Annotated in this window: 13 protein-coding genes; 7 read left to right on the forward strand and 6 right to left on the reverse strand. The window is 61.5% G+C overall.

Annotated elements, in window-relative coordinates; all coding sequences use genetic code 11:
* Positions 1–110 precede the first annotated feature (110 nt).
* The 5 genes from M5G18_RS24335 (at position 111) to M5G18_RS24355 (ending at position 6,874) form a co-directional block, all read left to right on the forward strand.
* Positions 111–1,211 (forward strand): efflux RND transporter periplasmic adaptor subunit, encoded by a 1,101-nt coding sequence (locus tag M5G18_RS24335; protein WP_273898225.1) that lies wholly within the window; start codon positions 111–113, stop codon positions 1,209–1,211.
* Complete coding sequence (locus M5G18_RS24340; protein ID WP_085746844.1) at positions 1,208–4,285, forward strand: MexW/MexI family multidrug efflux RND transporter permease subunit; 3,078 nt, start codon at positions 1,208–1,210, stop codon at positions 4,283–4,285. Before M5G18_RS24335 ends, M5G18_RS24340 begins: the two co-directional genes overlap by 4 nt.
* A gap of 9 nt (positions 4,286–4,294) precedes the next feature.
* Entirely contained in the window at positions 4,295–5,746 is a 1,452-nt protein-coding gene (locus M5G18_RS24345) for an efflux transporter outer membrane subunit (protein ID WP_273898226.1), read from the forward strand.
* A gap of 129 nt (positions 5,747–5,875) precedes the next feature.
* Positions 5,876–6,241: an ArsR/SmtB family transcription factor gene (locus tag M5G18_RS24350; protein ID WP_007953843.1), complete on the forward strand. Its 366-nt coding sequence runs from the start codon at positions 5,876–5,878 to the stop codon at positions 6,239–6,241.
* 75 nt (positions 6,242–6,316) lie between these two features.
* The gene (locus M5G18_RS24355; protein WP_273898227.1) at positions 6,317–6,874 is read left to right on the forward strand and encodes a chorismate--pyruvate lyase family protein; all 558 of its coding nucleotides are present in this window, start codon (positions 6,317–6,319) and stop codon (positions 6,872–6,874) included.
* A gap of 52 nt (positions 6,875–6,926) precedes the next feature.
* Here M5G18_RS24355 and M5G18_RS24360 read toward each other — a convergent pair whose 3' ends face one another.
* The 5 genes from M5G18_RS24360 to M5G18_RS24380 form a co-directional block, all read right to left on the reverse strand.
* Positions 6,927–7,202 carry a helix-turn-helix domain-containing protein gene (locus M5G18_RS24360; protein ID WP_249485779.1) on the reverse strand — a complete coding sequence of 92 codons (276 nt, stop codon included), beginning with the start codon at positions 7,200–7,202 and terminating at the stop codon, positions 6,927–6,929.
* 59 nt (positions 7,203–7,261) lie between these two features.
* A complete protein-coding gene (locus M5G18_RS24365; protein ID WP_007953834.1) occupies positions 7,262–7,771 on the reverse strand; it encodes a flavin reductase in 510 nt (169 codons plus the stop codon).
* A gap of 146 nt (positions 7,772–7,917) precedes the next feature.
* Positions 7,918–8,295, reverse strand: coding sequence for a MerR family transcriptional regulator (locus M5G18_RS24370; RefSeq protein ID WP_273898228.1), 378 nt, complete (start codon positions 8,293–8,295; stop codon positions 7,918–7,920).
* Positions 8,296–8,346: 51 nt separating this feature from the next.
* The gene (locus M5G18_RS24375; protein ID WP_273898230.1) at positions 8,347–8,922 is read right to left on the reverse strand and encodes an NAD(P)H-dependent oxidoreductase; all 576 of its coding nucleotides are present in this window, start codon (positions 8,920–8,922) and stop codon (positions 8,347–8,349) included.
* 45 nt (positions 8,923–8,967) lie between these two features.
* Complete coding sequence (locus M5G18_RS24380; protein ID WP_273898231.1) at positions 8,968–9,849, reverse strand: LysR family transcriptional regulator; 882 nt, start codon at positions 9,847–9,849, stop codon at positions 8,968–8,970.
* Positions 9,850–10,081: 232 nt separating this feature from the next.
* Here M5G18_RS24380 and M5G18_RS24385 point away from each other — a divergent pair, with 232 nt between their 5' ends.
* Positions 10,082–10,846 (forward strand): sulfite exporter TauE/SafE family protein, encoded by a 765-nt coding sequence (locus tag M5G18_RS24385; protein WP_273898232.1) that lies wholly within the window; start codon positions 10,082–10,084, stop codon positions 10,844–10,846.
* Here M5G18_RS24385 and M5G18_RS24390 read toward each other — a convergent pair.
* The gene (locus tag M5G18_RS24390) at positions 10,836–11,150 is read right to left on the reverse strand and encodes a putative quinol monooxygenase (protein WP_273898233.1); all 315 of its coding nucleotides are present in this window, start codon (positions 11,148–11,150) and stop codon (positions 10,836–10,838) included. The genes M5G18_RS24385 and M5G18_RS24390 overlap by 11 nt on opposite strands.
* A gap of 202 nt (positions 11,151–11,352) precedes the next feature.
* Between M5G18_RS24390 and mdaB the strand changes: the two genes are divergently transcribed.
* On the forward strand, positions 11,353–11,943 hold the full coding sequence (mdaB, locus tag M5G18_RS24395) for an NADPH:quinone oxidoreductase MdaB (RefSeq protein ID WP_273898235.1): 591 nt from the start codon (positions 11,353–11,355) through the stop codon (positions 11,941–11,943).
* Positions 11,944–11,952: the final 9 nt, after the last annotated feature.

An 11,952-nucleotide genomic window follows, 5' to 3' on the forward strand; every position in this document is an offset into this window, starting at 1 on the left:
TTACAAGTGAAAGTTCACAGGGATCGATAACGCGCCCGCCTTAAGTTGCACCTTTATTTTCTTAAAACTCAAACTTTTGTGCTCGCAGCAAAGAGTCAAGGGAGTGCCACATGCTTGCTCGAAACATTATCAAGTCGCTGATCTTTATTGTTCTTGTGGTGGTGTTATCCGCTGCACTGGGCTGGCGTTTCTGGTCGCCGCCACCGGCGGCGGCCGAGCAACGGATCCCCAGCACCCGGGTCGGTCTGGCCGTGGTCAAGAAGCAGCCGTACACCTACTACCTCGAAGCGATCGGCAAGCTTGAAGCGCAGCGTCAGGTGCTGGTGTCGGCTGAAGTCAGCGGCAAAGTGGTGGACATCGATTTCGAGTCCGGCGATGAGGTGAAGGCGGGGCAGGTTCTGCTCAAGCTCAACGACGCGCCGGAGCAAGGCGAACTGGTGCGCCTGAAAGGCGAGTACGAATCGGCCAAGGCGCAGTTCGCCCGGGTCCAGGAACTGGCCAAGACCGGCGCCGAAAGCCGTCGCGCCTTCGACAGTGCCCGCGCTCAATACGACGCGGCCAAGGGCGACATGGAGCGCATGCAGGCGCAGATCGCTCAACGGCACATTCGTGCGCCGTTCGCTGGCACCCTCGGCATTCGCCAGGCGCATCTGGGCCAGTATCTGCAGGCCGGTAGCGCGGTGGCGACCCTGACGGATCCGGGTCTGCTGCGCGTCAACTTCACCCTCGCCGAGCGCGATGGCTCGCAAGTGCAACTGGGCCAGACTGTGCAAGCCAAGGTCGATGCCTGGGGCGATGTGACCTTCGCCGGCAAGATCGTCGCGGTCGATCCGCAGATCAACCAGTCCCACACCATCAATGTTCAAGCGGTCATCACCGACACGCAAAAACGCCTGCGTCCCGGCATGTATGCACGGGTCTCGGTGACCCTGCCGCAGACCGCCGAGCTGCTGATTCCGGAAACCGCGATCACCTACAACGCCTACGGCGAGAGCGTGTTCTCGGTCTACACCGACGAAACCGGCGTGCAGAAGGTCAAGCGCGAAAGCATCAAGGTCGGCGAGCGCCGCGATGGCTGGGCGGTGGTCGACAAAGGCCTGACCGAAGGCGTGCAAGTGGTGACGTCCGGCCAGCTCAAGCTCCACGACGGCGTGGCGGTGGAAGGTGTCCCGGACACGATTGCTCTTAAACTCAGTGGGCTGGAAAAATGAATTTCACCGACCTCTTTCTTCGCCGCCCGGTGCTGGCCGTGGTGGTCAGCACGCTGATCCTGCTGTTCGGGGTGCGCGCGCTGATGAACCTGCCGATCCGCCAGTACCCGATGCTGGAAACGTCGACCATCACGGTCACGACCCAGTATCCCGGCGCCTCTTCGGAACTGATGCAAGGCTTCGTCACGCAACCGATCAGCCAGGCCGTGGCCTCGGTTGAAGGCATCGACTATCTGTCGTCGACCTCGACCCAGGGTCGCAGCCAGGTGACGATCCGCATGGCGCTCAACAGTGACTCCATCGCGGCGCTGACCGAGGTCATGGCCAAGGTCAACCAGATCAAATACCGCTTGCCGAAGGACGCGTACGACCCGGTGGTGGAACGCACTTCCGGCGGCTTCACCAGCGTGGCCTACGTCGCGTTCGCCAGCTCCAACCTGACCATTCCGGAGATGTCGGATTACATCTCCCGTGTCGTCGAACCGATGTTCGCCGGCATCGAAGGCGTGGCCAAGATCAACATCATGGGCGAGCAGAAACTGTCCATGCGCCTGTGGCTCGATCCGCAGCGTCTGGCCGGCTACGGCATGACCGGGCAGGACGTGTCGGCGGCCATCGAGGGCAACAACTTCCAGGCGGCTCCCGGTCAGGTCAAAGGCCTGTACGTGGTCAGCAACCTGCGGGTCAACACTGACCTGAACAGCGTCGAAGACTTCCGCGACATGGTGCTGCGCAACGACAACGGCCACATCATCCGTGTGCGTGACGTCGGCACTGTAGAACTGAACGCAGCCTCCACCGACACCAGCGGCGCGATGAGCGATGTGCCGGCGCTGTTCCTCGGCCTGGACGCCGCGCCGACCGGCAACCCGCTGGTCATCGTCAAACGTGTGCGTGAATTGCTGCCGCAGATTCAGGAAACCCTGCCACCGGGCGTGACCGTGCAGATCCCGTTCGAAGTGGCGCACTTCATTCAGTCGTCGATCGACGAGGTGAGCTACACCCTGCTCGAAGCGCTGGTGATCGTGGTGCTGGTGATTTACCTGTGCCTGGGCACGTTCCGCACCGTGCTGATTCCGCTGGTGACCATTCCGCTGTCGATGCTCGGCGCGGCGATGCTGATGCAGATGTTCGGCTTCAGCCTCAACCTGCTGACGCTGCTCGCCATGGTGCTCGCTATCGGGTTGGTGGTGGACGACGCCATCGTCGTGGTGGAAAACGTTCACCGTCACATCGAAGAGGGCAAGACGCCGTTCGACGCTGCACTGATCGGCGCCCGTGAAGTGGCCGGCCCGGTGGTGGCGATGACCTTCACCCTGGCGGCGGTGTACGCGCCGATCGGCTTGATGGGCGGCCTCACCGGCACGCTGTTCAAGGAGTTCGCGCTGACCCTGGCGGGTGCCGTGGTGATTTCCGGCATCGTCGCCCTGACCCTGTCGCCGATCATGAGTACCCGATTGCTGGACGCGAAAACCAGCGAAGGTTTCATGGCGGTCAAGGCAGATCGGTTCTTCCAGTACCTGTCCCGTCGTTACGGCGCACTGCTCGGCGGTTCGCTGGCGCGTCGCTGGATCAGCCTGAGCGTGGCGCTGGTAATCTTCTTCAGCCTGCCGTTCCTCTATCGCTCGGCGCAGACCGAACTGGCGCCGCTGGAAGACCAGAACATCCTGCTGACCGCGATCAAGGCGCCGCAGCACGCCAACCTGAATTACCTCGAAGCCTATGCACACGAGCTGTACAAGACCTTCAACGAGATCCCCGAGGGTTACAGCAACTGGGTGGCGAACGGTTCCGACGGTCTGTCCAACAGCGTCGGCGGGATCAACCTGGTGGACTGGGAAAAACGCGGCCGCGACGCCAACACCATCCAGCCCGACTTGCAGGCGCGGGTGAACCAGATCGAAGGCACGAGCATTTTCGTGTTCCAGATGCCGCCGTTGCCGGGCTCCACCGGTGGCCTGCCGGTGCAGATGGTGATCCGCAGCGATCAGGAATACCTGGCGCTGTACAACGTGATGGATCAGCTCAAGCAGGCGGCGCAAGCCAGCGGTCTGTTCGCGGTAGTCGACAGTGATCTGGACTTCAACAACCCGGTGGTGGAAATCCAGGTCGACCGGGCCAAGGCCAACGCCCTGGGCATCCGCATGCAGGACATTGGCGAGACGCTGAACAGCCTGATCGGCGAGAAGTACGTCAACCGGTTTTCGTTCCACGGCCGTTCCTATGACGTGATCCCGCAGTCGGTGTCGGCGGATCGCCTGACCCCGGAAACCCTGAAGCTGTATTACGTGAAGGATCAGAAGGGCAATCCGGTGCCGCTGTCGACGCTGGCCACTCTCAGCGTCAAGGTCGAGCCGAATCGCCTGACCCAGTTCAACCAGCAGAACTCCGCTACGTTCCAGGCCATTCCGGCGCCGGGCGTGACCTTGGGTGATGCCGTGGGCTTCCTGCAAAAACAATCGGAAGGCTTCCCGGCCGGCTTCAGTTTCGACTGGCAGTCCGACGCCCGCCAATACGTGCAGGAAGGCAACAGCCTGGCGTTCACCTTCGGCCTGGCCCTGGTGATCATCTACCTGGTGCTGAGCGTGCAGTACGAGAGCTTCCGCGACCCGTTCATCATTCTGATCAGCGTGCCGCTGTCGATCTGCGGAGCCCTGGTGCCGCTGGCGCTGGGCATGACCTCGATGAACATCTACACCCAGATCGGCCTGATCACGCTGATCGGTCTGATCAGTAAGCACGGGATCCTGATGGTTGCATTCGCCAATGAGTTGCAGCGCCAGCAAGGCATGGACCGCGTGCAAGCGATCCAGCACGCCGCGCAGGTGCGTCTGCGGCCGATCCTGATGACCACTGCGGCGATGGTGGTCGGCCTCGCGCCGCTGTTGTTCGCCAGCGGTGCCGGCGCCAACAGCCGCTTCGGCCTGGGCCTGGTGATTGTGGTGGGGATGCTGATCGGTACCTTGTTCACCCTGTTCATTCTGCCGTCGGTGTACACGCTGCTCAGTTCGATCAAGCAACCGAGCCACGCACCCGAAGCCGAACCGGCCGGTGTGCCGCAACCCATCCTGTGAGGACGTGACATGCATTCGATTACACGTTTGATGCTGGCGCCGCTGGCGGCGTCCATCCTGTTGGCGGCGGGTTGTGTGAATTACGCCGGGATCGATCATCAGGGCAAGTTGCTGGCGGTCGGCGATGCGCCGTCCGACAGCCTGAAAGACAAGTTGCCGCCGGCCCAATGGCCGCGTGCGGACTGGTGGACATCGCTGGGCGATCCACGTCTGGGCGCGTTGATCGAAGAGGCGTATGCCAGCAACCCGGACTTGCAGGAAGTCGCTGCGCGGGTGGCCAAGGCCAACGCGTTTCTCGACCTGCGTGACGCCGAGCGTTACCCGGAAATGGACGCGTCGGCGGGTGTCACTCGCGGTCGGCTGTCGCGCTTCGAGGATTACAGCGGCGAGGGCCACAAGTACTTCACCGCACGCAATCTGGCAGTGAACTTCAGCTACACCTTCGACCTCTGGGGCGGCCAGCGCGCCGCCTGGGAGTCGGCGCTCAACAGCGCACGAGCGGCGGAAGTCGATCTGCAATCGTCGCGGCTGATTCTGGCGACAAACGTGGTCAAGGCTTACAACCAGTTGGCGTATGCGTGGCAGGTCTCGGAGCTCAATCAACGGGATCTCGAACGCTTGAGCAAACTGGTGGAGCTGACGGATTCACGCTACGGCTCGGGCCTCGACAACCTGTCGCAACTCAAGCAGGTGCAGAGCCTCAAGGCGCGTTCGGAATCGACCCTGATCGGCGCCAACGAAGACATTGAGATCGCTCGTCTTCAACTGTCTGCGCTGATCGGCAAGGGTGTTGACCGTGCGCACACCCTTGAGCGGCCATCGAATCTGCAAGCCAGTGTGGTGGCTTTGCCGGCGCAGTTGCCGGCTCAACTATTGGGCCGTCGTCCGGACATCGTCGCTGCACGCTGGCGCGTGGAGGCCGAGACCAAGAACGTCGAGGCGGTGAAGACCACGTTCTACCCGAACATCAATCTGGTGGCGGCGGCGGGTTCCCATGCGCTGACCGGTGATGCGCTGTTCGCCGGGGTCAGCAAGTTCTGGAACGTGGCGCCCACTGTGTCGCTGCCGATCTTCGATGCCGGACGTCTGCGGTCGGATCTGAAGGCCGGCAATGCCGAACTCGACAGCTCCATCGCGCAGTACAACCGGGTGTTGAATTCGGCCTTGCACGAGGTGGCGATTTCGGTGACGCAGCTGCGTTCTTTCGAGCAGCAAATCGTCGTGCAGCGCGATGCCTGTTCGATTGCGCAGTCGTCTTACGATCTGTCGCAGTCGCGCTACAAGGCCGGGGAGGACACGTTCCTCGATGCGCTGAACATCGAGCAACAATTGATCCAGGACGAAATGCGCCTGGCCTTCCTCAACAGCAAGCACATCGACAGCTCGGTTTCGTTGATGGCGGCGCTGGGCGGCGGGTTCCTGGCGCCCACGCTGGAGACAGCGCAGAGCAGCGATTTGTAGTGTTTTCCGGGACGCCGCCTTCGGGGCGGCTGTCGCGGGGAAAAAGCATCTTGTGTATAGTCTTACTGTTCTCGTATAGACGAATACAAGCCGGATTTTTCCCGCCTATATCATCAAGGGTACCTACCTATGAACGTCCCGAATCATCCCAATCAGGATCAGATCCTTCTGGAAAATGTGCTGAACGCATTGGGAAGCCCGCTACGCCTGACCGTGTTGAAAGTGTTGTCCGATGGCCAGGAACATCCATGCGGCCGGATCCTCAAGGGCGCATCGAAGTCGACCATGACCCACCACTGGCGGGTGCTGCGCGACAGCGGTCTGATTTGGCAGCGCCCCTACGGTCGGGAAAACCTGTTGTCCTTGCGTCGTGAAGACATGGACGTGCGTTTTCCGGGGCTTCTTGACTCGCTGCTGTCGGCGGTCAAGACCGATGAACAGACCATCAGCGTTATCAGCAAGCACGAAGTGACCGAAGAAAACGGAGCCGAGTGACAGACACCGCCGGTGAAGGGTTGGCCTTCCACGGCAACCAATCAATTCACCATCACCAGGAAGGTGTGTGCGGGTATGGATACAAGTCATTACTGGTCGTCGCGACCGCTGTCGGAATTGACCGGCTCCGAGCATCACTGGCTGTTTTTGCCCGGGGCACTGACCCCGCGTCTGAAAGTCATGGGCGATTATTCAATCGAAGTGGTCGAGCAGTCCCATGGCCCGCTCAATCCTGAAGAAGCGCAAGCGCTGAACGTACCGCCGGCGACCATCGGCTGGGTGCGCGAGGTGGTGATGAAGCTCGATGGCGAGGCCTGCGTCACTGCGCGCAGCCTGACCAGCATGCCGGCGCTGAACGGCGACTGGGCGGATCTGAACGGCTACGGTCGTCGACCGCTGGCCGAGATTCTCTACACCTCGGAGCAGACCCTGCGCGAACCCTTCCAGTGCGCCTTGCTGCCCCCCGGCGCACCGCTGGCGGCGCTGTCCTATCGCTACGCACCGCAGGCCAAACGGTTGTTGGCCCGACGTTCGCGTTTCACTCGTAATGGTTCGGCGCTGCTGGTCAGCGAGTGCTTTTTGCCGGCGTTCTGGGCTCGGGTCGAGTACGCTCAGGCGCTCAAGTCGGCCTGATGCAATGAAACCTGCGGCAGCGAACGCCCGCAGGTTTTTTTTCGCAAGTTGTTCAGAGCCGGATGACCGCTTCGATCTGTTTGATCGCCGGTGCCAGCGCCTGCGCCAGCTCCTCGGCCTTCGAGGTCGGGTGCATGGTTCTGGAGGCGCGCAAAAACAGAGGGTCATCGAACCGCTTGCGCAGTCGTGCCAGCGATCCACTGATGGCGGGTTGTTTGACATGCAGGCGTTCGGCCGTGCGTGACACGCTGCGTTCGCGGAACAGCACCAGGAAAATGATGATCAGGTTCAGGTCGATATCCGCGAAGTTGTCTTCATTGAATAGCATGGTTACATCCCTGTCATGACCCGCCGGCTGGCGTCAGCCGAGGCCGGCGGGTGTCTGGATCACTGCTCGGGTGCCAGGCGCAGTTCGTCGTTCAGACGGTAGTAACTGCGGTTGAAGTAGACCAGGCCTTCCGTGGCCTCGCTGTGTTGCTGCAGCTCGAGGATTTCACAATAGAAGATGCTGTGGGTGCCGACCTCGTCGACCTTGCTGACCCGGCAATCGAGGCTGACCAGCGCCTCTTCGATCACCGGCGAACCGGTCTTGAGCGTCTGGCAATTCACGCTGGAAAAGCGCTCCTGCATGCTCAACTGCCGATTGGCGAACGCCCCGGAGGTCGACTGGTGGTCGCCGGTCAGGACGTTCACGCACAGCACGCCATTGGTCTTGAAATGCTCGTGATTGGACGACGAGCGATTGACGCACACCAGCAGCGTGGGCGGTGAATCCGTCACGCTGCACACCGCCGACGCGGTAAATCCGAAACGCCCCGCAGGGCCATCGGTCGTGACGATGGTGACGGCACTCCCCAGCATCGCCATTGCATTACGAAACTCCGTTGAATCAACCATCGCGTCACCTCATTCCATGTAGGTTTAATGGAGCCGATCCGTTCTTCCTTGTCCGTTGTCGTTGTGCGAAAACGGGTATCGGGCAACACGTTCGCTCTGGCGATATAGTACGTATGTATTCGTACCTTGAAAACTATTCCTTGTGCTTATTTTGCAGTCGATACGCTCGACAGGCATTGCTGTTGCGCGTGTTCAAGACTGGCCTCCAGCGCGCTCAGTTCCTCTTGCTGTCGGGTGAGTGTCAGGAGCTGCGCCGCGATCTCCTGCTGCTTGCCGGCAATCGCGCTGCGGGCCTTTTCGTAGGGCGACAATTCCGGTTGGCCGGAAAAGATCGCCTGCAATTCCCTGAGGCGAAAACCCAGGGCCTGCGCGCATTTGATAAAGCTCAGCAGCTCGACTGTCTGCGGGTCGTAAACACGGTATTTGCCCTGGCGCCGGGCCTCGGGCAACAGTCCGATCGACTCGTAGTGGCGGATGGTCTTGATCGTGGTTCCCGAGCGTTGTGCGGCCTGGCCGATGTACATGTGCAAATCCCTTTTCTCCGTCAGCGGGCCCGAGCACCAATAGCGGAAAACTCAATGGCGGGCAATCGATCTGGCCTGTTGCAGCCAGGTTTCACGCTGATGGTCGCTGGCGCCGAGTACCGGCCCGAAGGTCAACGTGCGCCGGGACTCGATACCGCAGAACGCCAATGTGTTCTTGCGCACCTCGTGCAGGCCGGGCATGCGATAGATCCAGCGGTAATACCAGGGCGGCGTGTCCATGGTGACCAGCAAATGGGCGCTGCGACCGCGCAGAAGCTTGTCAGGAAACGCCTTGCCCTCGCGGTATTTGAACGCGAAACCCGGGAGCAGGACCCGGTCGAAAAAGCCTTTGAGAATCGCCGGAATCCCGCCCCACCAGATCGGGTACACCAGCGTCAGGTGTTCGGCCCACAGGATGTCGGCCTGGGCCTGGAGCAGATCCGGTTCAAGTGTCTGAGCTTGGCTGTAACCGTCGCGCAGGACCAGGTCGAAATCGAGCTGGCCGAGGGATAGTTGCCGCACCTCGTGTCCGGCCTCGCGGGCCGAGGCCAGGTAGTGTCCGGCCAGTGCGGCGCAGAAACTGTCGCTGGATGGATGGCCGAGAATCAGCAGGATTCGCTTGCCCATAATCACTGTCCTTGAAGTAGAAACCTCAAGGGTAAAGTCTGCCCCTCAGGGCAGAGTCAAGGCGTCCAGCAAGGCGCGGGCGTAGGCGGGGAGTGCGGCGAAGTCCCGGGCGCACAGCAACAGTTTGCGCCTGGCCCACGCTTCATTCATCGGCAGGGACTTGAAGGCCTGCGGTGCGGCGCGCTGCACCGCCGCCAGCGGCACGATTCCGATGCCGGCGCCTCGGGCCACCATGCGCATCACGCCGTCGAAGCCATCGGCGCGGATGCGGATTTGCATTCGCGAGCCACTGTGCAATGCCTGTTCTTCCAGGTACACCGCCAAGGCGCTGTCGGCATGCAGCCCGACGAAGGCGTGGCGCAGGGCGTCGCTGAAGCTGACTTCGGTCGCATCAGACAGTGGATGTTCCAGAGGCAGGATCAGCACCAGCGGATCATCGCGAAAGGCTCGAGTCTGCAAGTCGGTGGTGTCGATCGCATCGGACACAATGCCCAGATCCGCCGCGCCCTGGCGCAAGGCATGGGTGATGCGAGCGCTGGGAAACTCCTGCAAATCGATGTCGAGGTTGGGGTGCTCACGCAGGAAATCCGCCAGCACCTCCGGCAGGTATTCACTGAGCGCCGTGGTGTTGCACAGCAGACGCACCTGGCCTTTGACGCCGCGCGCGTACTCGGCGAGATCCTGCTGCAGGCGGTCGGCCTGTTGCAGCAGGACCCGTGCGTGCTGCGCCAGGGCTTTGCCGGCCGGCGTCGGCGTAACGCCACGGCGCCCGCGCTCGAGGAACTCGGTACCCAACGAAGCTTCCATCGCACGGATCCGCGCACTGGCCGCCGCCAGCGACAGATGACTGCGCGCGGCGCCTGCGGTGATGTTGCCGCTGTCGAGGATGTGCAGGTACAGGCGCAGGTCGGTGAGGTCGAAGTGCATGGTGTACAGCCTCAATATCAGTGTTGTCAGCCCCGGCGCCTTCGCGGGCAAGCCCGCTCCCACAGGTCCGATGTTGAAAACAAGTTATGCGTACAACACAAGCACTGTGGGAGCGGGCTTGCCCGCGAAGAGGCCAGTGGCCGCGAAGAATCTGCAAGCCTCTTGTACTGGGAGAGGCTGCCTCAGTGTATGACAGATTTTCAGTTCATCCGCGCAGGCGCACAGTATCGCCATGAACGCACTCGCAGATTTCTATCAAAACCTCGGTCTGGCCCTGTCATTGATGGTGATTGCGACCTTCGTCCTCGCCGGCCTGATCAAAGGCGTAATCGGCCTCGGCCTGCCCACCGTCGCCATGGGGCTGCTCGGTCTGGCTATGGCACCGTCGCAGGCTGCGGCGTTGTTGATCATTCCGGCGACCCTCACCAACGTCTGGCAACTGGCGTTCGGCGGGCATTTGCGCGGGCTGGTGAAACGGCTGTGGCCAATGCTGTTGGCGATTTTTCTCGGTACGGCGATCGGCACCTTGTGGATCGGCATGGCGGGCGGGCACTGGGTGGTGCGAGGACTTGGCGCGGCGCTGTTGCTCTATGCGCTGAGCGGATTGTTCCTGCCGACGCTGAGTGTCAGTCGCCGCCATGAACCGTGGCTCGGTCCGCTCTGTGGCGTGATCACCGGCGTCATCACTTCGGCCACCGGTGTGTTCGTGATTCCCGCCGTCCCCTACATTCAAGCATTGGGTTTGAAACGCGATGAACTGGTTCAGGCGCTGGGGCTGTCCTTCACCGTATCGACCCTGGCGCTGGCCGGTGGATTGCTCTGGCGCGGGTCGCTCGGCGGCGCGGAACTGAGCGCTTCGCTGCTGGCGCTCATTCCGGCGGTGCTCGGCATGCTGCTCGGCCAATGGCTGCGCCAGCGCATCAGCGCTGTGCTGTTCAAGCGAGTGTTCTTCATGGGTCTGGGCGCGCTCGGCGCCCATCTGCTGATCAGCGGCTAGTGGACGAATCGCTGAGCATGTCGATCGGGCGGATATCGAAATCCCGCTCCAGATACTCCATGCGCTGAGCGAGAAACTGCTGCATGTGCGGCAGGTTCGAGTGCACGTCCAGATGCGCCTGGGTTTCCCAGATCTCATAGAAGATGAACAGGGTCGGGTCTTGCTTGTCGCGCAGCATGTGGTACTCGATGCAGCCCGGCTCTGCGCGGCTCGGCTCGACGTAGGCGCGGAAAAACGCTTCGAAGGCCTCGGCTTTTTCCGGGCGGGTCTTGGCGTGCAGGATGAAACCCTGGCGTTCGCTCATCGCAAAAAACTCCTCAGATTCAGATGGCGGCCAATCCTAAGGCAACAATCGGCATTCGATTCGTGCGTTTTACTCAAATGAATTTTGCGCAACCGGTGCTTATTCCGCGCGAGGCGCATCGTTAATCTGCCGCCATCCAATTTTCTCCCCTTGTCCATCCAGCGCTCTGCGCTGTGCATCGGCATCCGATCGAGGCTGTCCCATGAAAAAAGTGCTGTTGCTCAACGGCGGTAAAAAATTCGCCCACTCCGATGGTCGCTACAACACCACCCTGCACGAAGCGGCGCTGAGCGTGCTGGATCGCGGCGGTGTCGACGTCAAGACCACCTTCATCGATGAGGGTTACGACGTCGCCGAAGAAGTCGCCAAATTCCTCTGGGCCGACGTGATCATTTATCAGATGCCGGGCTGGTGGATGGGCGCGCCGTGGACCGTGAAAAAGTACCTCGACGAAGTGTTCACCGAAGGCCACGGCAGCCTCTACGCCAGCGACGGTCGTACCCGTTCCGACTCGTCGCAGAAGTACGGCAGCGGCGGTCTGATCCAGGGCAAGCAATACATGCTGTCGCTGACCTGGAATGCGCCGCAGCAGGCGTTCGATGATCCGACCGACTTCTTCGAAGCCAAAGGCGTCGACGCCGTGTACTTCCCGTTTCACAAGGCCAACGAGTTTCTCGGCATGACCGGCCTGCCGACCTTCCTCTGCGTGGACGTGATGAAGCGCCCGAACATCGAAGCGGATGTGGTGCGTTACGAGCAGCATCTGATCGAGGTGTTTGGCCTCAAGGCCTGACGCTCGGCT

Source organism: Pseudomonas aphyarum (assembly GCF_028657055.1).
In the GTDB taxonomy this organism is placed as follows: domain Bacteria; phylum Pseudomonadota; class Gammaproteobacteria; order Pseudomonadales; family Pseudomonadaceae; genus Aquipseudomonas; species Aquipseudomonas aphyarum.